Origin of the sequence: uncultured Fibrobacter sp. (assembly GCF_900316465.1) — a bacterium.
In the GTDB taxonomy this organism is placed as follows: domain Bacteria; phylum Fibrobacterota; class Fibrobacteria; order Fibrobacterales; family Fibrobacteraceae; genus Fibrobacter.
On the sequence record NZ_ONDD01000035.1, the window covers coordinates 1 to 22,717 of the forward strand.

At 49.8% G+C, this 22,717-nt stretch carries 18 protein-coding genes and 1 pseudogene; 8 read left to right on the forward strand and 11 right to left on the reverse strand.

What is annotated here, in order from left to right:
- Positions 1 to 952: pseudogene (locus QZN53_RS11315) on the reverse strand (RND transporter); the annotation flags it as partial.
- Between the two features lie 109 nt (positions 953 to 1,061).
- On the opposite strand from QZN53_RS11315, the gene QZN53_RS11320 reads away from it, so the two are divergent.
- The 3 genes from QZN53_RS11320 to QZN53_RS11330 all read left to right on the forward strand — a co-directional run bounded on the left by QZN53_RS11320 (position 1,062) and on the right by QZN53_RS11330 (position 4,688).
- Positions 1,062 to 2,537: a BamA/TamA family outer membrane protein gene (locus QZN53_RS11320; RefSeq protein WP_163439049.1), complete on the forward strand. Its 1,476-nt coding sequence runs from the start codon at positions 1,062 to 1,064 to the stop codon at positions 2,535 to 2,537.
- Between the two features lie 44 nt (positions 2,538 to 2,581).
- Positions 2,582 to 4,024: an adenylosuccinate lyase gene (gene purB, locus QZN53_RS11325; protein WP_163439050.1), complete on the forward strand. Its 1,443-nt coding sequence runs from the start codon at positions 2,582 to 2,584 to the stop codon at positions 4,022 to 4,024.
- Between the two features lie 115 nt (positions 4,025 to 4,139).
- Positions 4,140 to 4,688 carry a fibrobacter succinogenes major paralogous domain-containing protein gene (locus tag QZN53_RS11330; protein WP_163439051.1) on the forward strand — a complete coding sequence of 183 codons (549 nt, stop codon included), beginning with the start codon at positions 4,140 to 4,142 and terminating at the stop codon, positions 4,686 to 4,688.
- Positions 4,689 to 4,691: 3 nt separating this feature from the next.
- Here QZN53_RS11330 and QZN53_RS11335 read toward each other — a convergent pair whose 3' ends face one another.
- The 5 genes from QZN53_RS11335 to guaA all read right to left on the reverse strand — a co-directional run bounded on the left by QZN53_RS11335 (position 4,692) and on the right by guaA (position 9,963).
- Positions 4,692 to 5,261: a phosphatidylglycerophosphatase A gene (locus QZN53_RS11335; RefSeq protein WP_163439052.1), complete on the reverse strand. Its 570-nt coding sequence runs from the start codon at positions 5,259 to 5,261 to the stop codon at positions 4,692 to 4,694.
- 6 nt (positions 5,262 to 5,267) lie between these two features.
- Positions 5,268 to 5,474: a hypothetical protein gene (locus QZN53_RS11340; RefSeq protein ID WP_073054201.1), complete on the reverse strand. Its 207-nt coding sequence runs from the start codon at positions 5,472 to 5,474 to the stop codon at positions 5,268 to 5,270.
- A gap of 138 nt (positions 5,475 to 5,612) precedes the next feature.
- Positions 5,613 to 7,343 carry an EAL domain-containing protein gene (locus QZN53_RS11345; protein WP_163439053.1) on the reverse strand — a complete coding sequence of 577 codons (1,731 nt, stop codon included), beginning with the start codon at positions 7,341 to 7,343 and terminating at the stop codon, positions 5,613 to 5,615.
- 115 nt (positions 7,344 to 7,458) lie between these two features.
- Complete coding sequence (locus QZN53_RS11350) at positions 7,459 to 8,058, reverse strand: TIGR01440 family protein (RefSeq protein ID WP_163439054.1); 600 nt, start codon at positions 8,056 to 8,058, stop codon at positions 7,459 to 7,461.
- A 69-nt stretch (positions 8,059 to 8,127) separates the two neighbouring features.
- Positions 8,128 to 9,963: a glutamine-hydrolyzing GMP synthase gene (gene guaA / locus QZN53_RS11355; protein WP_163439055.1), complete on the reverse strand. Its 1,836-nt coding sequence runs from the start codon at positions 9,961 to 9,963 to the stop codon at positions 8,128 to 8,130.
- Between the two features lie 315 nt (positions 9,964 to 10,278).
- Between guaA and QZN53_RS11360 the strand changes: the two genes are divergently transcribed.
- On the forward strand, positions 10,279 to 12,171 hold the full coding sequence (locus QZN53_RS11360) for a S8 family serine peptidase (protein WP_163439056.1): 1,893 nt from the start codon (positions 10,279 to 10,281) through the stop codon (positions 12,169 to 12,171).
- A gap of 76 nt (positions 12,172 to 12,247) precedes the next feature.
- On the opposite strand, the gene QZN53_RS11365 is transcribed toward QZN53_RS11360, so the two are convergent.
- A complete protein-coding gene (locus tag QZN53_RS11365; protein ID WP_163439057.1) occupies positions 12,248 to 13,714 on the reverse strand; it encodes a M17 family metallopeptidase in 1,467 nt (488 codons plus the stop codon).
- 135 nt (positions 13,715 to 13,849) lie between these two features.
- On the opposite strand from QZN53_RS11365, the gene QZN53_RS11370 reads away from it, so the two are divergent.
- Complete coding sequence (locus tag QZN53_RS11370; RefSeq protein WP_163439058.1) at positions 13,850 to 14,896, forward strand: outer membrane beta-barrel protein; 1,047 nt, start codon at positions 13,850 to 13,852, stop codon at positions 14,894 to 14,896.
- A 3-nt stretch (positions 14,897 to 14,899) separates the two neighbouring features.
- Positions 14,900 to 15,868, forward strand: a complete 969-nt coding sequence (locus QZN53_RS11375) for a calcium/sodium antiporter (RefSeq protein ID WP_163439059.1) — start codon at positions 14,900 to 14,902, stop codon at positions 15,866 to 15,868.
- A 36-nt stretch (positions 15,869 to 15,904) separates the two neighbouring features.
- Here QZN53_RS11375 and QZN53_RS11380 read toward each other — a convergent pair whose 3' ends face one another.
- The 4 genes from QZN53_RS11380 to serS form a co-directional block, all read right to left on the reverse strand.
- On the reverse strand, positions 15,905 to 17,149 hold the full coding sequence (locus QZN53_RS11380; protein ID WP_163439060.1) for a nucleoside recognition domain-containing protein: 1,245 nt from the start codon (positions 17,147 to 17,149) through the stop codon (positions 15,905 to 15,907).
- A gap of 80 nt (positions 17,150 to 17,229) precedes the next feature.
- Complete coding sequence (locus QZN53_RS11385) at positions 17,230 to 17,640, reverse strand: hypothetical protein (RefSeq protein WP_163439061.1); 411 nt, start codon at positions 17,638 to 17,640, stop codon at positions 17,230 to 17,232.
- 10 nt (positions 17,641 to 17,650) lie between these two features.
- On the reverse strand, positions 17,651 to 19,012 hold the full coding sequence (locus QZN53_RS11390) for a hypothetical protein (RefSeq protein ID WP_163439062.1): 1,362 nt from the start codon (positions 19,010 to 19,012) through the stop codon (positions 17,651 to 17,653).
- A gap of 173 nt (positions 19,013 to 19,185) precedes the next feature.
- Positions 19,186 to 20,472 (reverse strand): serine--tRNA ligase, encoded by a 1,287-nt coding sequence (gene serS, locus QZN53_RS11395; RefSeq protein WP_163439063.1) that lies wholly within the window; start codon positions 20,470 to 20,472, stop codon positions 19,186 to 19,188.
- Between the two features lie 210 nt (positions 20,473 to 20,682).
- Between serS and QZN53_RS11400 the strand changes: the two genes are divergently transcribed.
- Together QZN53_RS11400 and lptE are read left to right on the forward strand one after the other, a co-directional pair.
- Entirely contained in the window at positions 20,683 to 21,828 is a 1,146-nt protein-coding gene (locus QZN53_RS11400) for a PHB depolymerase family esterase (protein WP_163439064.1), read from the forward strand.
- 78 nt (positions 21,829 to 21,906) lie between these two features.
- Complete coding sequence (gene lptE, locus QZN53_RS11405; RefSeq protein WP_233144352.1) at positions 21,907 to 22,404, forward strand: LPS assembly lipoprotein LptE; 498 nt, start codon at positions 21,907 to 21,909, stop codon at positions 22,402 to 22,404.
- The last annotated feature ends 313 nt before the right edge of the window (positions 22,405 to 22,717 follow it).

Consider the following 22,717-nt stretch of genomic DNA (forward strand, 5'->3'; position numbering starts at 1 on the left):
AGAGGGCGGGGCTCAGTTTCTGTTCGCGTTCATGGAAGTACCGGGTGTATACATGCGTGAGAATCTGGCAGGCATGTCCCGGTAACAAGAGTCCAAGGGAAAGCGTAAACAGGTTGATTCGCCCGAACAGCAGGTAGGCGCAGGCCAGCGTAAAAACGGTCGGAATGGCAAGTGGAACCGCCGAAATGAAAATCAGCTGCGGCTGGCGGTAGAAATTGATAATCAGAAGAACAAGGATGATGAGGGCTGCAATCCCGCCTGCAAACTTCGCTTCGGGAAGCAATGCCTTTCCTGCTTTAATGGAATCGTATACCTTTCCGGTATAGTAGACGTTAATGCCTTTCCCGTTGTCTTCGACAAATTTTTCAACTTTTCGCAAGAGCTCGCGGTTCGCCTTCAAATCCGAAACCGATGTGGTAGGGTAGATGTCGACCACGCGAATAGAACCCTGCTGGTTCGAAAAATCTTGTTGCAGACTCTTGAAATACTTGGATTCGATTTGCGAAATGATTTCAATTGTATCGCGGGCAGGGGCGGCAGCCGGTGCCGGATTGGTTTCGGTCAAGTCGACAATCAGGGGGTTATGCTTGTTGACTTCGACTGTTTTTAGGCTGTCCAGTTTTTCGATGACTTGGTCAAGATCGTTTTCGCTTGCGTATAAAAGTCTGTTTTTCTTGAAAAATTCAAGGTCGGTCGTGTATTCGGCGTAATGAACCTGCGGATCGTTTTCAAGGTGCTTCGCAAGATTTTGGGCAAACTTGAAATTGGCGGCGCTGTCTTTGGACTGAATGACAATGGTCAAACTTCCGAGTCCACCGAATGCGTTTTCTATCGCTTGATAATCTGCTTCGACCTGATGTCCTTTCAGGGTATCTTGCAACTGGATTTCCCAACGCAGGTTCTCGATGGGGTAAATGCACAACAAGGTAATCGCAAGAAACAACCCGATCATCGCTTTAGGATAATGGGCAATCTTTCGAATCAATTTGGCAAAAGCCGAAAACATATAAATAATATAACTATTATATTCTTTGTTTGAATTAATAAACTAAATTGTAGGCATGGTAAAAAGGGAGTCGCAAAGTCTCTTTGTTTGGGTAATTGTTGCGCTGTGCTCACTTGGCGCTGTATTTGCCTATGCCGAAGACGAAACTCCTTCTGATTCTACTGAACAAGTTTCTGAAAATACTGAAAAGTCGGCTTTGTCGTGGCCGCTTGAATATATTATCCAACCTTTCTTGAACGGCCTGATTTACCCGGTGGCAAAGCCTATGGACTACGCCATCAAGAACGGTATTGTCGAAAAATCGGTTGAGTTGATTTCTTTTGGAGAAGACTACAAAATCATGATCTACCCGAGCTTCAATTTCAAGCCGGGTTCACGAACCATGGTGGGGGCGAATTACCGCCATCGTAGTGTGTTTTTCAATAGAGATTACTTGGTGCTACAGGGGGAATACTACGCCAATGGCGATGTCGGCTTTACGGCCCGCTACAACAAACAATCACTGTTTGGAACCCGCTTCTTTGGCGGATTCCGTTACGACATTGACCTAGACCGCGACAGCCGTTTTACCATTCCCGAAACAAAGAGAAACTACCTGCAGCCAGATTCCAGCTACCAGTTCTCCTGGCGCTTGGGAGCTCCGATTGCTTACACTTCGAACTGGAATGCGGAACTTTCTACTTCGCTGTATTTTAGCCGCGCCAGTCACCCCGATGTTCAAGATTCTGTCTTGATTAGCGATGAATACAAAATAGAAGACAGGGGCCTTTACCAGAATGTTACGCAGATTCCGATAGGCCTTTCGTTTGTGTACGACGATCTGGATTGCCCGTATGCTCCCTCGCGTGGCACCCGTGTTGTGTTGAATGGAAATTATACGGTTGTGGGAGAATATTCGGGTGTACGCTACGAAGATTTGGGAATTACGCCTGAAGACGATCAAGATGAAGTCATCAAGGACGGTGGCTTGAATCATGATTTCATCATCACGGAATTCATTTTCCAGCATTATTTTTATTTGGGAAATGCTAAAAAGTACGTGCTTTCGGCAAAAGAAGGTCGCGAAAATCGTAGGTTCTACACGGACTTTTCGTGGGACGAGGCTGTTCGCGTGTGGCGTCCAGAACAGGTGCGCAATACGCTTTTTGAACGCCGCGTCATAGCGGTCCAATACCGTATGGTAAACCTTTGGGAAGTCGAAGAGGGTGGAGCTCCGCACAATGCGTTTATCACCTTGAATGCGAGGTCTCCTTTGCGCGGTTACAGCGATAAATGGACGACCCATAACCTGATGTCTTTGAGCATGGAATACCGCTGGCCGGTGGATCGCCTGGTAGATGGTGTTCTTTTTGATGAATATGCCCTGATTGCTCCGAAAATCGACAAGTGGAGCTTTGATCATTACTACAATTCCTGGGGCTTCGGTATCCGTGTTCGCCAGCCGAACCTTTACCTTTTCCGCCTGCAGTTCGGTTTCCATGGCTTGCATGGTGTGAATATGATTATGACCATCGCTCCCGAATTCAGGTAATTTTCTACATTTATCCTTGCAAAAATTAAAACCAAGGATAAATCATGCGTGATCAATTCGAAAGCCCGCTCATCAAGCGCTATGCTTCCAAAGAAATGAGTTTCATCTTCAGCCCGCAGTACAAGTTCCAGACTTGGCGTAAGCTGTGGATTTACCTTGCCGAATCCGAAATGGAACTCGGCCTCCCCATTACTCAGGAGCAGGTGGACGAACTGAAGGCTCACGAAAAGGATATCAACTTCGAAGTCGCCGAAGAAGAAGAAAAGCGCCGCCGTCACGATGTGATGAGCCACGTTTACGCTTACGGCGTGCAGTGCCCGAAGGCTAAGGGCATCATTCACCTCGGTGCAACGTCTGCTTTCGTGGGTGACAACACCGACCTTATCCAGATGCAGCAGGCTATGATCCTCGTTAGGAAGCGCCTCTGCCGAGTGATGGACAAGCTTTCCAAGTTTGCCATGGAATACAAGGACATGGCCCAGCTCGGTGCCACGCACTTCCAGGCCGCCCAGCTCACGACCGTGGGTAAGCGCGCTTGCCTTTGGCTCCAGGACATGCTCATCGACCTCGAAGAACTCAACTTCCTTATTGAAGTTCTCCCGTTCCGCGGCGTGAAGGGCACCACCGGTACGCAGGCCAGCTTTATGGACCTGTTCAACGGTGACGAAGAAAAGATTATGGAACTCGACCGCCGCGTGACCGCCAAGGCGGGCTTCAAGCGCGTGCTCACCATCACCGGTCAGACCTACACCCGTAAGTGGGACAACCGCGTGAACCAGGTACTCAGCTCCATCGCTCAGTCTCTGCACAAGTTTGCTACCGACATGCGCCTCATGCAGGGTGTGAAGGAAGTGGAAGAACCCTTCGAAAAGACCCAGATCGGCTCCAGCGCCATGGCTTACAAGCGTAACCCGATGCGCAGCGAACGTATTTGCTCCCTGGCCCGTTTTGTGATGGCTCAGGTCAACAGCACCGCCTTCACGCAGGCAACGCAGTGGTTCGAACGCACCCTCGACGATAGCGCCAACAAGCGCCTCGCCATCCCGGAAGCGTTCCTCGCTATGGATGCTATGCTCATCATCGCTGAAAACGTGACCAACGGCCTCGTGGTTTATCCGAAGGTTATCGAAAAGCGCATTATGGCAGAACTCCCGTTCATGGCTACCGAAAACATCATCATGGAAGGCGTGAAGAATGGCGGCGACCGTCAGGAACTCCACGAAGAAATCCGCGTGATGTCCATGGAAGCTGGCAAGGTCGTGAAGGAACAGGGCAAGGACAACGACTTGCTCGAACGCGTGCTCAAGAACGAAAAGTTCCAGAAGCTCGGCATCACCGAAGCCAAGCTTAAGGAAATCCTCGACCTCCGCAAGTTCGTGGGCCGCGCTCCGGGACAGGTTGTCAAATTCGTCTCTGAGGAAGTGCGTCCCGCTATTGAGGCCGTTCCGGATTGGAGCAATATCGACGCTGGAGAGCTTAAGGTTTAATTTGGCAATAAACCAAATTACCTAGGATGTCACCCCCGCCTTGAGCGGGGGTCTCCTTTATCTAGAGATTTTCTATCTTCATTCCATGTTTTTTTTGAAGAATTTTTTTGCTTTCTTGTCTCTTGCGCTGGCGACGCTTTCTTTTGCGATTCCGCAGACGGGGACTTTCCGCGATGCCCGCGACGGCCATACTTACAGGACCGTAGTTGTCGGAAGTCGTGTCTGGATGGCCGAAAATATCGCATACAAGGTAGAAGGTAGCGCCTGCTACGACAATAAGCCCGTAAACTGTGCCAAGTACGGTCGTCTTTACACCTTCGAAACCGCCAAGAAGGCTTGCCCTTCAGGCTGGCATTTGCCCGAAAACGACGAATGGAAACGCTTTCGCTCTGTTATCGAGGATAGCGACGGCAAGGAAGCTGCCTGGGTGAGCCTCAAGTCCCGCGACAAGTGGGATGGCTCTGACCGTTACGGATTCGATGTGGTGCCGGCAGGCAAGGCGACCGATGCTTTCATGGATTTAGGCAAATCTGCGCATTTCTGGAGCGCTACAAGCGAAGATGGGGATGCCTATGGTTGGCACTTGGCCCCTCCGGGCGATTTTTCGATGGAATTCGATGTCAGCAGCAACATGTATTCCGTGCGCTGCCTCAAGAATTACTAAAAGCTAGAGAGAAATAAAGTCAATCGCAATGCTGATGGGGAACATCAGTATTCCTGCATAGATTCCGCCGAGCAAGTCGTCGGCCATGACGCCCCATGCTCCGGGAAATTTCTCAAAGCGGTGAATACCGAGCGGCTTAAGGATGTCGAAAAAGCGGAATAACCCAAAACCGACTAGAAGCGTAATGGGGTTATCTACAATAATGTAAGGGTTGACGAGCGCGAAGGTCATGAAGATTCCGCAGACTTCGTCAATCACAATCCAGCCCGGGTCTTCGGTGCCCGTATCCTTCATGGCTTTGTTTACGAAGGGGATTGCTGCAAAGAAAACGATGATGGCGGCAACAAAAAATAACGGGTTGAGCCCGTAGAAAATATGATCGAATTTTGTCGCGAAAAGGGCCATGGGGTAGGCGACAATAGTAGCGGCCAAACTTCCCATGGTTCCAGGAGCTTTGGGCGACATGCCCGAGCCAAAAAAGGTTGTTATGAGAGTAGACAACAAATCAGTACCCCGCCATTCGTGGGGCACGCGTTTTTTGCCGTATTTCTCTTTAAGTTCCTCGCGGTTCACGAGAAATTAGTTATCCTCGTATTCGGAGCTGCCCCAGCCGTCGAGGTCACCTGCAGCACGGCCAAGAGTTGCACCGCCGAGGATTTCGTCGATACCCTTGTCTTCGGAATCGTCGTCCTCTTCTTCGAAGATGGAAGCTTCTTCCATTTCGAGGTCGTCGTTCGGAATAATCGGATCGTCATCCAGCGCGTTCTTGCTCTTCTTTCCAGCCATATTTTCTCCTTGGTAAAGGCGTTTTCGTATTCTTTAACGCTATATTATAAAATTTTTTGTAAAAAAGGAAATTTTTCGCGAAAAAAAGTGAAAAATTTTCACTTTTTTTATAGTTTGTGTGTTTTTTTACGCTTTTTTCTAGCGAGACAGCACCTTGATGATGAATGCATAGGCCACTTTGTCGCCTATGCGGATCAAGAAACGAGCTCTGCTTACAATTTTAACGTCACCGAATTCTTCAAAGAATTCGACAATTTCGTGCGTTTTTTCTGAATGGACGAGCCCTTCATACCGTCTACGAAGGATTCCTGGGTCGTTTTTATTTAAACGATCGAGAACTTCATCTGTGGTTTCGGCTCCGAATGTCCTCATCGCTTTCTTGAAGGCGTTGTTCACGAAAATAAATCTGTATTTACGGTTTACCCCTTCAACGATTGCAATCGGAATGTCGCTCGCGATTTCGAGCTTGTGTTCACGGAGCGGAGTGTTGTCCAAGAAGTTGATTCGGCCAATTTCGTCAAAGTAAAGGCGGTCTTCGGGGCTTTCGTTGGTCTCGAAGCTGCAAAGTTCTGCGCGCCTTGTGTGGTAATCTTCAAGCGGAATGGGCTTGTAGAAGTAGTAACCTTGAATCAGTTCGCAGCCGATGCGCTTCAGAAATTCGTACTGTTCTTCCGTTTCGACCCCTTCGGCAAGCGTGTGAATGCCGAGTTTTTTCGCCATGTCGACAATCGAGGCGATAATCACCCTTGACTTCGGGTTCTGGTCGAATGTGCGCAAGAAGTTCATGTCGATTTTGAGGAAATCAAAATCGTAGATCTGCAGGTTGTTGAACGAACTGAATCCGGAACCGAAGTCGTCGAGCCATACCTGGTATCCGTCATCGCGGAATTCCTTGATCGTTTCGCCGAGGCTTTTCTGGTCAGAGGCAAAAGCGCTTTCGGTGACTTCAAGGACAATGTATTCCTTGGGTACTTTGTACTTGGCGACAACTTTGTCAACGACCGATTTGATATCGCTTAATTCAAAGTCTAGTCTGGAAAGGTTCACCGAAATCGGCTGGTAGGCGTATCCGCTATTGATGTCGTCACGAAGGTCCTTGCATGCTTGTTCGATAATGTAGGCGTCTAACTTGTGGATCAGGTGAACTTTTTCAAGAACATCGATGAAGATTAAGGGGGAAATCATTCCTTTTACGGGGTCAATCCAGCGGGCGAGGGCTTCGTATCCGCAGATTTTTCCGGTAAGGGCACGAACCACGGGCTGGTAATAGACATGGAAGTAGCCTTTTTCAAAAGCTTCTTCGAAATGGTCCAGTACGTACTGCTTTTGTTCGAGCTTGTTCTTGAGCGTGTCGTCAAAAACGGCGTAGTCTTTGTTGAAAATGCCATGGACTTCGCGACAGGCAAGAGAGGCTCTGTCCATCATCACGATGGGTTTTTGCGGTGAACCGTCGGAAACGTAGATGCCCGCCTTGATCTGATTTCTAAGTCCGCCTTCGAAGCGTCCCATTACCAGGTTTAATTCTTTGATTCTGTCGGCTATATCTTCGATAGCGAGATTTAGGCTGATGACTACAAGATGGTCTGCGCCGGCTCGTAATACGTTTTCACCTTCAAAAATGCGCTTGAGTTCGTCCCTAAACTTGCACAGGTAGGCGTTTCCGCCCGGGTAAGAAAATCTCTGGTTAATCGTCTTGAAGTTCATTACGTTAAAGAACGTAATGGTCGATTTATGAAGCGGGTAGAAGTTTGGGTCTCTTTGGGTTTGAGAAAAGAACCAAGCCGTAGTATCTAGGCCTGTAATGGGGTCTGTTTTTTCAAGATTTATGTTACCACGATTTAAGTCGGGACCTTCTTGCATAACAAACATTTTCTCCTTATCTCGAACTCAATTTAACTAAACGAGACGAAAAAAGGGGCTTTCCTTTGAAAAAAGTCCCGTTTTATTACGATTTTCTTACTCCAATTTGGAATATTCGTTTTTTTTAGAATTTCGGGTAGCCGTCCTTGAGACTTTCGTCGTAGTGGGCGCGTTCTCCGCCGATGAATTTCGGGCGGGTGCGGGCCGCAATCAGGATTGCCTTGCCGACATGAGTTTGCTGCATGTGCAGGGGAACGGCGACTTCTTTCAGGTGCATGCCGATAAGCGTGCCGCCGATGTCGAGGCCTGCGTTTGCCTTGATATGCTCGAGGGCAACGGGATGCTCGAATGCTCCGTAGCAGGCGGTGGCGAACGAGCCCCCGGCCTTGGGTTGCGGAACTACGTTTACAATTTCGGCGTTCGGCACGGCCGCGCGCTCAATGATGATGGCGCGGTTTAGGTGCTCGCAGCACTGCGCAGCAATGTAGATGCCGAGTGGTTTGAATACAGACTGCAAACCCTCGAAAATGGCCTTGCCAACTTCGGGCACAGAATGGCTACCGATGTCGTTTCCGAGAGTGGAACTCGTGCTGCAACCGATAACCACGATATTGCCTGCCGTGAGGCGGGCCTTTTCGACAACTTCTTTCGCGGCGTTTTGTGCGTCGTTACGAATTTGTTCGACAAGGTTCTTGTCGTCTATTTCGTATGTAATACCAGCCATGTTATATCCTTTTTTGAAAAAAGCCCGAATGAATTCGGGCGTAAAAAGGAGTGGGCTTTCGTTAAAAAATTATTCCCACTCGATAGTTCCGGGCGGCTTATGCGTTACGTCGTACCACAGGCTGCCTGCGCCTTCGGCTTCGAACTTGCGCCAGAGTCCGGCGAGCATTCCCTGGTCGATTTCGGCGAAGTTTGCGGTCATGGCTTCGGTGGAGTTCACCGGGCGCATCACGATGCAGGGCTTGTTTGCCGTACGGAGCGGAACGAGAACCACCGGCATCTGCCAAATCTTTTCGTACAAGTCGTTGGCCTGCAAGAATTCAGTACAAATGTTGTCGAACTTGCGGAGCGTGTCGAAGTTTTCGCGGGTAGCGTACTGTTCGACAAGCTTCGGGTCTTCGTCGGCGACGCTACCAATTTGGTAGATGACACGGTTGATAGCCTTGAAACGGTTGGCAAGTTCGGTAGAGAACTTTTCGCAATCCTTCCAGCTGAGGCCCTGAGTCGTGATGAGGAACGGCTGTGCGTAAGTACGGCCGTCTCCCTGCACGCCCACGCTCTTGATGGGGAGCATGCGACCTGCTATGTTGTTTGCCTTCAGGTAGTCGGCGAGGCTGTTGCCAGCGGTGTCCTTCACGTCTTCGAACTTGACCATGTCATCGGAGAGCTTGCCTTCGCTGCAGAGCAGACGAACGCCGAGGCCCGGCCCCGGGAACGGGTGACGCCACACGAGGTTGTGCGGAATGCCCAGTTCTTCGCCGAGGGCGCGAACTTCGTCCTTGTACAGGTCGGCGAGCGGTTCGAGTACGAGGCCCTTTTCCATGAGGTCCAAAACTTCCTGCACGCGGTTGTGGTGCGTCTTGATCTTGTCGGCATTCTTGGTGCCGCCGCTTTCGATGGTGTCGGGGTAGATGGTTCCCTGAGCCATCATCCACTGGTTCGGATCAAGGTTGAGCTTTGCCATTTCCTCGTCCTTCACCGTCAAGAATTCCTTACCGATGATGCCGCGCTTGGTTTCGGGCGCAGTCACGCCCTTGAGCTTTGCGAGGAAGTGTTCGCTGGCGTCGCGCACCTTCAGGTTGTTCATGCCTTCCTTGGTGAGGAAGTCCATAATTTTCTGGGATTCGCCGAGGCGCATCATGCCGTTGTCCACGTGCAAGCCTAGGACCTTTTCCGGTCCGAGCACGCGGTTCAGGAGCACGAATGCTACGGTGGAGTCCACGCCGCCGGACACGAGCAGGAACACCTTGCGGTCCTTGACCTGGTCCTTGATTCTCTGCGTGATGAGCGGCAGGTAGCTCTTCATGTTCCAAGTCTTCTTCGCGCCCGTGAAGTCGATGAAGTTTTCGAGCAACTTCATACCGAACTTACTGTGCGTGACTTCGGGGTGGAACTGGATGCCAAAAATCTGGCGTTCGGGCTTGTCGCTATCGAAAGCAACAGCGGCGATTTCGCAGTCCTTGGTGCTGGCCACAATCTTGTAGCCCTTGGGGAGCTTCGTCACCTGGTCGCCGTGGCTCATCCACATGGGGCTAGCCTTCGGAAGGTCCTTCAAAATCGGGCACTTTTCGTCGCCCACAATCAGGTCGGCAATGCCGTATTCCTTGACCTTGCCCGGTTCAACGTGACCGCCCAACTGCTGGGCGATGAGCTGGTGACCGTAGCAGATGCCGAGCTTCGGCACCGGGAGGTCCAAAATTTCGGGATTGTATTCCGGGGCGTCGGCCGCGTACACGCTGGAGGGGCCGCCACTGTAAATGATTCCCTTCACGCCTTCCAGCTCAGAGACCGGGGCGGCGGGGGAGTGAATTTCGGTAAACACGCCCAAGCGGCGCACGCGGTTAGCAATCAGGTGGGCGTACTGCCCGCCAAAGTCCAAAACGGCAATCGTATCAACGTTCTTCATACGTGCCAAAAATAGAAAAATTTGGCGATAATTAGGATTTTGGGTGCCTAAAAGGGCTTTTTTGGAGCCATGAAATGGAAGGTGTGATTCTTGGAGGGGTGGTCAGTATGTTTTTGAGGTGAAAGAGAGATGGCCTGTGTTTTTTTAAGTAGGTAAAATTAATGAAATATAATTTGTATGACAAATGTTGTATAAGGTAAAACATAGCAAAAATAAAGCATTTGCCTAATATAAAAAGTTTGTTTGATATATTTTTGATAAAGTATAACAAAATTATATTTTGTCTACACACCATTACAAACAAAGGATGTAGAAATGAAAAAACAATACTTAGCTTTGCTTGCTGCAAGTTGCGTAGCGGTAAATGCTGCTGATGTCAATTACGATTTGCTCGGTCGTAAGAATAGCAAAATGAACTCTCCGATGGTCTATAAAGACATAGACTATTCCAAGATGAAAAAAAGTGAAGAACAGACGATTAGTTCTTCTTTAGGGAACCATGCCTTGACAAAACGAGCTTCGGGCACTAAAAACGCTAAAGCAATTGTTGGAAAATTTGGTCCAGGAGGTTATGCGTTTAGCGATTGTGGTAATTTAATGACGGGTGTGGCTTGTGGTGAATCTGTAACTGTTGGACGCTATGATGGAAAAAGTGTAAATTCATATCTAAATAAAGCAAATAAAAAATTTATCAAAGTTTCTGTTGATAATAGAGATTTGCCTTCGTCCTATCAATATGCTTCAGAAGCTGGTCCTTCAAGAAGTTATTTAAGTGGGTATTACATGCAAGAAACGCCTTATGTAGTGCCAAGCCCCTACCCAGTAGAAGCTTCTCCTTATGAAAGTAACAAGACTATTAAGTATTATCCGTATTTTGGCTTGTACGATTATGCATACAGTGGTTGGTTAAACAATAGTAATGTCGGCGTTTATCTATCAGAAGAGGGGCTTCCGACGAGGTTGAATCCTGCAATGTCCTATGCTCCGTTCTTTATTGCAGATGATAAACCGATGGATGTTTTCAATTCGATGATCGGGTTTGAAATGCGAGCATCGAAGATGTATAGAGCTCTTGAACTTACTTCTTTGAAATCTAGATTTTTTGTTTCCAAAACCCGTCCTTCAAATCCTTCTACGACAACGCCCCAGATATATATGGGGCTTCATGCGGATGGGGGCACTCCTACGAAAAAATATTCTTCTGCTGCAAAGACTTTGGACAACTACATATATGACAATCGTACTGTCGAAATTGTTGGTGCAGGCAATAAATCTACCAAGGGTGTGGGCGGAAAAGCCCTTGCTGCAAATGCCATTACCGTGGGTGCGATTGATCCGTTTACCAATAAAGCGACTGGGTATTCAGCTGGTTGCAAGGAACGTCCTTGTTATGAAACGTTTTATAAACCAGAATTCATGAATTATTCGCATTACTATTTTGATTTCCCGAATTTGCCTGAATATAGCAGAACGTATACAAAGGGCGGTAATTATTATGAATACAAGCCGCTCTATGATGGTACAGAAGCGGCTGCAGCGCTTACGGCGGGTATGGTTTCTAATATGTTGTCGACTAATGAATTTTATAGGTGGCACCCGGAAGTCGTGAAGGCTGTGGCGTTAAATACATGGCAACGGAAAGGGAATGCGGATACAAGATTAATTAGGTACGATGATCTTGTGTTTAATCAAAGTGATGAAAATAATAGGCATTTTTCCTACTATTTTATTGGGGATGTCAATACTTTGATGAAAGAATATAAGGATAGTCCTAATAAAACTGATATTTTTTGCTTGTCATCCTGCAAAGAGATTAGAATTGATTTCTCTAGAAACGATCTTATTCCAAATGCTGATGCTAGAGGTTTTGATGGATTTAATGTTTCTATCGCGTGGTTAAATAGCGGAAACGATATTTATAACCTTGGTGGTATCCCGCAAAAATTCGAAATTGAAGTGTTTTCGAGATGGGGAAATCCAAATATGTCTACTAGTTTAAGTCATAATGCAGAACGCATTGTATCTTCTCGTGGTGGATATAGTGAAAATCGGGAAGAAAATCCATTCAAGACTATTCGCGTTGGTGGCTTTTATCAAGACTACAATAAAGATTTTACGCTTCGCATAGTCCTTACAGACGAAGATTCTCGTGCCGAAAACTATGGTCAGATGGTCTTAGGTCTAGATATCCAGCCGATTCTTAAATAGTAGTGTTTCTTTGTCTTTAAGACGAAAACGACCGGGATTTCCCGGTCGTTTTTCATTGTATAAAAGTACTGTACGATTATTCGTTGCAGGCCATTTCGCGGGCAAGCTGGATAAGCGTCTGCACGCCAAATCCGGTAGCGCCGTATTCCGTGTACTTCCAAGCCTTGGTCACGAATGCCGTACCGGCGATGTCCCAGTGTGTCCAGGCGGTGTTTTCGGGCACGAATTCCTGGAGGAAGAGTGCTGCAGAGATGGCGCCAGCGTCGCTTCCCGTATTCTTGAGGTCGGCGAACTTGTCCTTGAGGGCGTCGGCGTATTCTTCTTCGAGCGGCATGCTCCAGAACTTTTCGCAGCAGGCTTCGCCGCAGTTAATCACCTTCAGGCCAAGGTCATCGTCATTGCTGAAGAATCCCGTGACGGCGTAACCGAGGGCACGGACCATGGCGCCCGTAAGGGTGGCAAGGTCCACGATGTGGGTGGCACCGATTTCGCCGGCTTCGGCAAGTCCGTCGCTGAGAACCAGACGGCCTTCGGCGTCGGTGTTGTCGACCATGACGGTCTTGCCGTTCTTGGCGGTAAAGATATCACCTGGGAGAACCGACTGATTGCCGATTGCATTTTCGGCGAGGCAGCAGACGGCGCTCACGCGAATCGGGAGCTTGAGGGTGGCGATAGCCTGGATGGCGGCGAGCGCGGTCGCAGCACCACTCATGTCGCTAATCATTTCGGGCATGGATTTAGGCGGTTTCAGGCAGAGGCCGCCGGTATCAAACGTGAGACCCTTGCCGACAATCACCAAGTGGTCCTTGGAAGTGCGCTTTGCGGGCTTGTATTCAAGCGTAATCATGTGCGGCTCGTGAGAGCTGCCCTTGCCGACGGTCACATGGCCCATGAAGCCTTCCTTTTCGAGCTGCTTCATGTTGCGGACCTTGATGCTCAAGCCTTCGGTGTACTTGGCAACTGTCTTGGCGCGTTCCACGAATTCGGCGGGGTAGAGGTCGGCGGCACAAGTGTTAATCAAGTTCTTGGCGAGCGTCACGGCCTTCTGTTCCACGGCAACATCTTCGGCAATTTTCTTGAAATCCTTGACATGTTCACCGGCGACGATTTCATAGGTCACCTGGAAGTTCTGCTTTTGCTTGCTTTTGTAGGCGTCAAACTTGTAGTCAGCGTAATGCAGACCGTGCAAAATGGCCTTGAACTGTTCGTCGGCAGCATCGGCCAGGAACAGGCTCACGGTGGCAATCTGTTTTTTCATGGCGCGCTTGGCCAAGCGGTAGGCTGCCATACGCAGGTGGTCGAGGGCAGAAAGTCCGCGTTCCTTGGCTGCGTCCACAAAGAAGGTGTTGCAACCGTCAATTTCGAGGTATTCGAGGTCTTCAAAAGGGCCGTCGTTCATGCCGTTGAGTACCGATTCTACTTGGGAAAGGGCTGCATCGGAGAGCTCCTTGGAAAACTGGATAGACTGCTTGACAAAAAAGAGGGCGTATGCCTTATTGTCGGTGTTTTTGAGATTTTCAGAGGAAACGATATTCAGATTCATGCCCAAAATGTAGTAAAACTGGGGGCGTAGGCGGTTCTGTCTGCGTAAATTGCCGTCTAGTCGCTTTTTTTATCAATTTTTTTGCAAACTATATGAAAAAATGCTATAATGAAGTTGTAAAAAATGGAGGTTCAAATGAATCGTAAAATCACTGGTATTCTTAGCGTTCTTGCCCTTTCGGCATTTACCTTTGCTCAGGAACCCGCTGCAGCTACTGCAGCTCCCGCCGCTTCCGCTCCTGCCGCTGCTCCGGCCGAAGAAGCCGCTCCTGTTGCTGTCCGTGGTGCCGATGCCGCAGCTCCGGCTGCAGCCCCTGCTGAACAAGCTGCTCCCGCAGCTGTTGCTGCAACACCTGTCGCACCTGCAGAAGAACCTGTCGCAGAACCTGCTGTCGTTGTAGCCCCGAAGGCTGTTCGTGGTGCTGACGATGCCGATAAGACCGCCGCATCTGCTAAAGCAGTTGAACAGTTCCGCGATGCAAGAAACACCGTTTATTACGAAACCGTTTATACCCGTGAAGATGGCGTTCCCGTTCGTACCGTTTATGTCGCTGAACGCGAAGGCAAGGACACCGTTACTCTCGACGAACTCAGGGGCCTTTACCCGATGAAGTTCAAAATCGGTGCCCGCGGTTCTGTGGGTGCCTACCAGCTGGCCGGTAACGATTGGGACAGCGACCAGTACAATGGCATTAGCTGGAGAGCTGGTCTCATGTCGATCATCCCGTTGAATACCTACACGATGGGTATCAAGCTCGGTGTTCTTTATGAACAGAGCAAGGCTAGCGAATCTTACTACATTAACGAAGTGCCGACGAACTTCAGATTCTCCCAGAAGAAGATTGATGTGCCGGTTCTCTTTACCTTCAAGTCTGCTACTTCTAGAATTTTCTTTGACCTTGGTGTAGAAATGTCTGTTCCGCTTACGGACGATCTTCGCGTTTCTTATACCGACTCGAATGATAAAAAGCATTCTAACAAGATTGACTTGATGGACGAATACCGTTCTAGTTTGGACTGCGCTTTCGTCTTTGGTTTCTCCGTGTTGGCGAACGAATACCTCTCGCTCGACATTGTGGCTAACCTTGGCGTGTCCGACTTGTACGACGGTCATCTCAAGTACATGAACATGAACCTGGATGCCTCTTCGCTGAATCTGGGAATTACTGTCTATCCGTTCTAATATATGATTCTTGCAATTGTTGCTGTAGTTATTGGCCTTGCCGTTCTTGTTTGGAGTGCAGACAAATTTGTTGACGGAGCTGTCGGTATTGCCGAATATTGTGGTATGTCGACGCTCCTCATTGGAATGGTAATCGTAGGCTTTGGAACATCTGCTCCTGAACTTACGGTCTCTGCACTTTCAGCGGGGCAAGGTAACCCTGAACTAGCGCTTGGTAATGCTTACGGCAGCAACATTGCAAATATCGCTTTGATTCTTGGCGCGACAGCGCTCATTTGTCCGATTTTGATGCAGCGTTCGGTGATTCGTGGTGATTTGCCGATTCTGATCGCTGTGTCGATTCTTTCTATTGTGCTGGTGTGGGACGGTAGCGTGGTGCGCTGGAATGGCATCCTTTTGTTGGTTGTCTTTGCACTGGTGATGGGTTACAGCATTTGGCGTGAACTGCGCAAGGCGCGTGCCGAGGCTCCGGAAGCGGCTGAAGGTGAGCCTGCAGAGAAGGCTTCTTTGGGCAAGTCCATTATGTGGCTTGTTCTTGGGCTTGTCTTGTTGGTGGCGAGTTCCCGTGCGCTTGTCTGGGGTGCGGTCGTGATTGCCCGTACGCTTGGCGTGAGCGACTTGCTGATTGGCCTTACGATTGTGGCTATTGGTACGTCGTTGCCGGAACTGGCAAGCTCCATTGCTGCGGCCCGCAAAGGCGAAAACGATCTTGCCTTGGGCAATATCATCGGCTCGAACTTGTTCAATACGCTTGCGGTCGTTGGCCTTGCTGCAACCATTTCTCCGATGGATGAAATTGAAAAGGCTGTCACTTATCGCGACATGCCTTTGATGACTGCTTTAACAGTTGCCTTGATTGTACTTGGCTTTAGGCGTAAAGGCGATGGCCGTTTGAACCGTATCGCCGGAGCCATTCTTTTAGCCGTTTATATTGGCTACCTCGCTTTGCTTATTGTGCAAGCGAAAGGTTAGTAGATTTTTAATTGTCTCACAAATTCGATTTCTTCCTTAATTAGGCGGGAAGAACAGGTAGGCGATTGCGATTGCGGCAATCACGCCGGCGGCGTCTGCGATTAAAGCGCAAGTGACTGCGTGGCGGGTCTTTTTAACGCCTACAGATCCGAAGTAGACGGCGATGATGTAGAACGTCGTATCGGCTGCCCCCTGGAACATGCAGCTCAGGCGGCCAGCGAAACTATCCGGACCGAGAGTCTTCATGGCATCAATCATCATGCCGCGGGCACCGCTACCGCTCAAGGGTTTCATGATGGCGGTGGGGAGGGCGGGCACAACGTCGTTACCGACGCCGCAAAGTCCAAGAATCCAAGAGACTCCATTCAGCAGCAAGTCCATTGCGCCGCTGGCGCGGAATACGGCCACGCCCACAAGAATGGCGACCAAGTTCGGGATAATCATGACGGCGGTGTGGAATCCGTCCTTAGCGCCTTCGACAAAGGCTTCGTAGGCTTGCACCTTCTTGTATACGGCAAGTCCAAGGAAGGCGACAATAATTCCAAATAAGGCAATTCCGCTAATCAAAAGGCTGGTGGTGCCAATAGCTTCGGCGCTCAGGTGGCTGAAGTACACCATAATCGAAATAACGCAGGCCGAAAGTCCGGCGAGCCAGGCCACTGTGACTGGGTCTTTGAGCTTGACTTTCTGAAAAAAACTGAGTGCGAAAATACCGGCCAAGGTGCTAAAGAAGGTAGAAAGCAAAAGCGGCAAGAACACATCGCTCGGGTTGGCGGCTCCCATTTGGGCGCGGTAAGTCATAATGCTTACTGGAATCAGCGTAAGGCCGCTGGCGTTCAGCACGAGGAACATAATCTGGGAATTGCTTGCCACAGACTTATCTTCGTTCGGGTTGATTTCTTGCAACTGCTTCATGGCCTGCAAGCCCATGGGGGTGGCGGCATTGTCGAGCCCGAGCATGTTCGCGCTGATGTTCATGAGCATGGTGCCAATCACCGGGTGGTTCTTCGGAATCTCGGGGAAAAGTCGGCTGAACAGCGGCGAGACGATTTTAGCGAGAATCTGGACAGCACCCGCCTTTTCGCCAATCTTCATGATACCGAGCCAAAGCGAAAGAATACCGGTAAGCCCGATGGCGATTTCGAATGCGGTCTTGGACATATCAAAGGCGCCGAGAATGGCTTTGTTGAAAATTCCAGAGTCGCCAAAGGCAATCCACTGGACTATGCAGGCGACAAAAGCGCCAAAGAAGAAAACGAGCCAAATAATATTCAGAACCATGGCTTGAAAAATAAAAAAAAGGCGAACCTTTTGATTTCTCAAAGATTCGCCTTTTTGTTGAATAGCTCAATTAGAGTGGTTTAGAATTCCCATTCTACATCGCTGCCTTCATCAGTCATTGCCATGAGCAGCTTGAGCATGTCGCATGTCATTTCGCTTCCTTCGTATACGTAGAAGGTTACGTTCGGAATAGGTATGTCGCACTTGACACCGCCGGAGGGGCACTTATCCAGAAGTTGCTCACCTTCGGTAACGTCGCATTCGGACTTGTAGGATTGATCTGTGGTTTCAGCACAGTAATATCCAGATGCGTCAGTGCAGGCAAACAAACCCGATGAACTATTGCCTTCGTCGTCAATGACGTGCGGAGTCGGATTATCGACATCGTCAGACGGAATGTCATGAATGCGAGATTCGCCAGAACCCTTGCCGGAACAAGCCGCAAGAGTCATCAGGCTAGATGCCAAAATAATCTTAGCAAGGGTTTTCATAAAGCCTCTCTTAGAACATCAGGAAGATGCCGAGGTTGCCGATAAGGCCGGACCATGCATCGTCGTTCAGGTTGTCGGCAATAGAAGCTTCGATGACCAAGTGGTCATAGCTGAAGCGGAGACCAGCGTTAGCGTTGGTGGTGTTGGTACGCATAGAGATGATGGAGGTATCATCAGATGCCGGACCAGCTTCAACACATTCGGTCTTGTAGTCGATAACCTTCCAAGTGAAGGCTGCGCCACCGAAGAGGATCCAGTGTTCGTTGAGGGACATTTCGGCGAGAACGTTCGGGGTAGAGAACAGGCCGAAGTCGTAAGTATTGGTGGTCTGGTTGCCGTTTTCGATTTCATCGAAGATGAAGATCGGCAAGCGAGAATTCAAGCCGAGGAACACCTGAGCGTTTTCAGCAGTGAATACCGGCAATGCGAAGTTGAAACGCGGCTGGATGAAGATGAAAGCGTCGTTGTTGGTGGTTTCGGTCGTGGTGTTAGCAACCTTCACGCGGCTGTCGCTCTTCTGGCGCAAGAAGTCGAGGCCAACTGCCCAGGCGAGGTTCTTGGCGGAAGGACCGTTGGAAAGAGTCAGGCTTGCGCCGATATCCCAGAAGTCCGGATCATTTTCGGTCTTGGCACCGTTGTCGTCGGTTTCGACGTCCACTTCCTGACGGAAGGTCAGCCAGTAGACGTTAGCAGTAATGTCGAAGGCACCGAGCGGAGCACCGAACTTCACGTTGATGTAGTCACCAGCCTGAGTCGTTGTGCGGTCTTCGGTTTCCTTGTTGTTCGGATCCTTTTCTTCTTCGGATTCCCAGGCCTTGTCGATAGCAACGTCGACTGCGACACCGAATGCCGGGGTAGCGATACCGACAGTCAACAGACCCATGTCAGTGTATTCACCGCGGTGGTTAACACCGGCCGGGGTCACGTTGGTCTTGTGGGTGGTGTTGTTGTCAAAAGCGAGGAGGTAGGTCATAGCGCCCGAACCGAGAGCGAGAACGCCTTCTTCGCCAGTCGGTTCGACGTAGAACAGCTTACGACCGCTCATCTTGTAGACTGCTTCCATGTCGCCATCGATGGTGGAGGCTCCGAACTGGTTGCCGACCATGTTGTAGGCGTTGCCATGAAGAACGTTGAACGTGCCGGTAGCAGCCGGAGTCGGAACGTTTTCAGAAGCAGCCGGGGCGTCGAAGCTGGAGGTGGTAGAAGAGTCAGCGGCAGGTGCAGGTGCCGGTTCCGGTGCCGGAGCGGCCGGGGCTTCTTCCTGAACGCTTTCGGTAGAGGAGGTGGATTCTTCGTATTCGTCATCATAGTCCTGAGCGACAGCAGCAGACACTGCGAGCGCAGAGACGACAGAAATAAGCTTAATGTTCATTCGTATCTCCTTTCGAGAGAGGATTGGGGGGTTGATTTTAAGAGAAAGATAATAAAATGGTTATGACCATGCAAGTCATAACCATATACTTTGTACTCAGCTTTCAATACGTTTGTATTGAAAAATTTTACTGTGTAAAACTACTTTATCAAAGTCGCTTTTTTTGAGTAAAATTACTTCTTAGGCTCAATAACTTCCATGCCACCCATGTACGGACGCAGCACTTCAGGAATCTTGAGCGAGCCGTCTTTCTGCTGGTAGTTGTCGCAGATACCGACCATCACGCGCGGGGTAGCAAGGCCAGAACCGTTCAGCGTGTGGACGTAGACGTTCTTGCCGCCGATCTTGGTCTTGATGTTGGCGCGGCGAGCCTGGTAGTCTTCGAAGTTGGAGCAGGAGCTGACTTCGAGCCACTTCTTTTCGACCGGAGCGTAAACTTCGAGGTCGTAGCACTTGGCTGCACCGAAACCGAGGTCGCCCTTGCAGAGGGCCAGGCGGTGGTAGGGGAGGCCGAGCTTTTCCAAAAGCATTTCACCGAAGCGGGTGAGTTCTTCATGGTCTTCGTAGCTGCGATCCGGATGGGCGAAGTAAACCATTTCGACCTTGTTGAACTGGTGCAAGCGGAGAAGACCGCGGGTGTCCTTACCGTAGCTACCAGCTTCGCGGCGGAAGCAAGCGGAGTAGGCGCAAATGCGCTTCGGAAGTTCAGATTCCGGAATCACTTCGCCAGAGTAGAGGTTGGTCAGAGGCACTTCTGCAGTCGGGATGAGGAACAGGTCGTCGTCCTTGTCGCAGCGGTACATGTCTTCTTCGAACTTCGGGAGCTGGCCCGTGCCGCGCATGGTATTGCGGGTCACCAGGTACGGCGGAGTGAATTCTTCGAAGCCGTTCTTCATGTGTTCGTCGAGGAAGAACTGGATGAGAGCGCGTTCGAGGCGAGAGCCCCAGCCGCGGTAAACCGGGAAGCCGGAACCAGAAATCTTGGCGCCGCGTTCAAAGTCAAAAATGCCGAGGCGTTCGCCGAGGGTCTTGTGGTCCACGCGAGCGAAGTCATCGTTCTTGGTGTAGTAGTCGGCGGGAATCGGGCCGTCTTTTTCAACAACGTTGTCCGAGCTGTCCTTGCCTTCCGGAGAACGCGGAGCGATGTTCGGCACGTGCATGAGCATTTCGGTCTGCTTGTAGTCGAGGTCCTTGAGCTTCTTGTCAAGTTCGTCGATCTTGTTGCCGAGTTCGCGCGTGGCGGCCTGAGCTTCGTCCGCGTTTTCGCCCTTCTTCTTGAGTTCGCCAATGCGCTTGGACTGGGCGTTGCGTTCGCTCTTGAGGCGTTCGACTTCGGTGAGGAGCGGGCGGCGTTCGTTATCGACAGCCAGCACGTCACGAAGGCTTACGGTCGTATATTTCTTTTCGGTTTCAGCAATATAATATTCCGGATTTTCGCGGATTTTCTTAATGTCAAGCATTTTATGCCTCGGTTGGAAAAATTTTACGCGGAAAAGATAGTTAATTCGGGATTCTGATTTCGAAATTCGAATTTCAAAATGCAGAAAAAAGGAGTGCAAATTATTTTTCTGTGTTGTCTTTTGCAACAACACAATTGAATCGTGGAATATTTTAATCCTATTTTTTCGGTATATATTATCCCTAGGTATTATATACATAGGGAGTGAAAAATGAAATACTTGTTACCAATTTTGGCAGCAGCGTCGATGTCTTTTGCTCAATGGGGCGGCTGGGGCGGAGGCGGTGGTGGAAAATCCATCAATGACTATAAAAAGGTGTCTGTTTCGGGCCGAGATGTCTACGTCTATGCTCCGTCCGGTATCGCCGACAATAGTCCGTTGCTCATGTCGTTCCACGGCATGGACCAGGACCCCAATTATCAGCAGTCCAATACCCACTGGGAAGCCGTTGCCGATACGGCGGGCTTTGTTGTAGCCTATCCCAAGGGCGCAACGGGTTACAGCACCTGGGATATCGGCGGTGACCAGGATACCAAATGGATTACGCAGATTATCGACCAGTTGGCCAACGACTACAAAATCGACAAAAAGCGCGTGTATATGTCGGGCTTCTCCATGGGCGGTATGCTCTCTTACCATGCCATGGGTAAGATCGCCGACAAGATTGCTGCCTTTGCTCCCTGCTCCGGCTACCTGATGATGGGTGCCGGCACGGCTCAGCGTCCAGTGCCTATTTTCCATACTCACGGAACCAGCGACAACGTGGTGGGCTATGATGGTCTCGAAAACAACCTGAAGAATTACCGCGACCAGTTCAAGTGCCCGTCTCAGGCGGAAGTTGAGAGCAACCACCCGAATAGCGAGAACAGGGCTACGCTTTACACTTGGGGCCCCTGCGAAAACGGTATCTATGTGAAGCACCTGAAGCTCGAGGGCCGTCAGCATAGTCCCTCCAAGGCCGATGTTTCCGATATCTGGAACTTTGTGAAGCAGTGGGACTTGAATGGTCTTATCAGCGACAAGCCTGAACCGGAATCCTCTTCTAGCGAAATTGCTTCTTCGTCGTCTGAAGCTCCGAAGTCTTCTAGCAGCGAATCCCATAAGCAGTCGTCTTCTAGCGAAGGAACCGAAGCTTTGGCCTTAGATGCAAGCTTGGCGTCGATCTCTGTCTACAAGTCTTCTGACAACAGCATCATGGTTTCCAATGCCCAGGGCAAGTCCATCACGGTGTTCAACAGCCTCGGCCATATCGTCCGTACTACCCGCGGTATCGGGAACGTGCAGAAGGTATATACCGGAGCCAGGGGCGTGTACATAGTGAAGGTCGGTTCCAGGACTTTCAAGACCGCGCTCTAAGAATTTGTGTAATTGATGACTAAAAGGCACTCCCTCTGGGAGTGTTTTTTTTAAATTTGCAGTATGTTTTCAAGGAACATGTCTCGTATACTTTGTTTAGTCGCGGTCACCCTGTTTGTGGGGCTCCTGAGTGGTTGCTACAGCTTTACGGCATCCACGCTTCCGAGCCATATCAAGACGGTCAAGATTCACGAAGTCGAAGACAAGACTCTTGACCCGGTGCTAGCCAACAACATTCGCGAAGGCGTAGTCGAAATGTTCCGCAAGAATGCGGGCGGCGTGCGCCTTGTAACCGGTGATGCCACGGCAGACTTCGAAATGACTCTCTTGAGCTATACGAACAAGCCTGAAAACTACAACAGCAATAGCGATGTCGAAACCTACCGCGTGACAATCCGCGTGAGTGTCAAGTTCTATGACAACGTGAAGGACAAGGTGATTTACGAATCCAAGTCGCTGAGTGCCGAAGGCACTTATGACGTTCAGGCGAACGAAACCGAAGACCGCCATGGTCAGGCCCGCGCCATCGAAAAACTCCAAGACCTGATTATCACAAATGCATTGGCAAAGTGGTAAAAAAATACACCGCCTTTGAACGAGTCGCTGGCGGTGCTAGGGGTTGGTTTGGAGTATTAATAAAGATAGTTCTTTTTACGTTAATAGTTTAATACAATCACGTAAAATATTTTTTCACAAAGACTTACAAACTCTTAACGGGCCCAAATGTAACTTTTTTACCCAATTTTTAAAGAGCCCAATTACCCTTGTGTGACGCTGCTCACAGTCACGGGTTCTTCGTTCAGCAGGGCTTCGGTCAAGGTGCTGCCCTTGTAGGTTAGCTTGAGCGAAAAGAACGGTTCGCCGCGTTCGAGCAACGCAAGGAAAATCA

Bases quoted from the DNA above. Each gene is read 5' to 3' on its own strand.
- QZN53_RS11370 (WP_163439058.1), top strand. From the start codon at position 13,850: ATGAATCGTAAAATCACTGGTATTCTTAGCGTTCTTGCCCTTTCGGCA.
- QZN53_RS11390 (WP_163439062.1), bottom strand. From the start codon at position 19,012: ATGAACATTAAGCTTATTTCTGTCGTCTCTGCGCTCGCAGTGTCTGCT.
- QZN53_RS11375 (WP_163439059.1), top strand. From the start codon at position 14,900: ATGATTCTTGCAATTGTTGCTGTAGTTATTGGCCTTGCCGTTCTTGTT.
- guaA (WP_163439055.1), bottom strand. From the start codon at position 9,963: ATGAAGAACGTTGATACGATTGCCGTTTTGGACTTTGGCGGGCAGTAC.
- QZN53_RS11385 (WP_163439061.1), bottom strand. From the start codon at position 17,640: ATGAAAACCCTTGCTAAGATTATTTTGGCATCTAGCCTGATGACTCTT.
- QZN53_RS11350 (WP_163439054.1), bottom strand. From the start codon at position 8,058: ATGGCTGGTATTACATACGAAATAGACGACAAGAACCTTGTCGAACAA.
- serS (WP_163439063.1), bottom strand. From the start codon at position 20,472: ATGCTTGACATTAAGAAAATCCGCGAAAATCCGGAATATTATATTGCT.
- lptE (WP_233144352.1), top strand. From the start codon at position 21,907: ATGTCTCGTATACTTTGTTTAGTCGCGGTCACCCTGTTTGTGGGGCTC.
- QZN53_RS11365 (WP_163439057.1), bottom strand. From the start codon at position 13,714: ATGAATCTGAATATCGTTTCCTCTGAAAATCTCAAAAACACCGACAAT.
- QZN53_RS11345 (WP_163439053.1), bottom strand. From the start codon at position 7,343: ATGTTTGTTATGCAAGAAGGTCCCGACTTAAATCGTGGTAACATAAAT.
- QZN53_RS11340 (WP_073054201.1), bottom strand. From the start codon at position 5,474: ATGGCTGGAAAGAAGAGCAAGAACGCGCTGGATGACGATCCGATTATT.
- QZN53_RS11380 (WP_163439060.1), bottom strand. From the start codon at position 17,149: ATGGTTCTGAATATTATTTGGCTCGTTTTCTTCTTTGGCGCTTTTGTC.
- QZN53_RS11320 (WP_163439049.1), top strand. From the start codon at position 1,062: ATGGTAAAAAGGGAGTCGCAAAGTCTCTTTGTTTGGGTAATTGTTGCG.
- QZN53_RS11360 (WP_163439056.1), top strand. From the start codon at position 10,279: ATGAAAAAACAATACTTAGCTTTGCTTGCTGCAAGTTGCGTAGCGGTA.
- purB (WP_163439050.1), top strand. From the start codon at position 2,582: ATGCGTGATCAATTCGAAAGCCCGCTCATCAAGCGCTATGCTTCCAAA.
- QZN53_RS11400 (WP_163439064.1), top strand. From the start codon at position 20,683: ATGAAATACTTGTTACCAATTTTGGCAGCAGCGTCGATGTCTTTTGCT.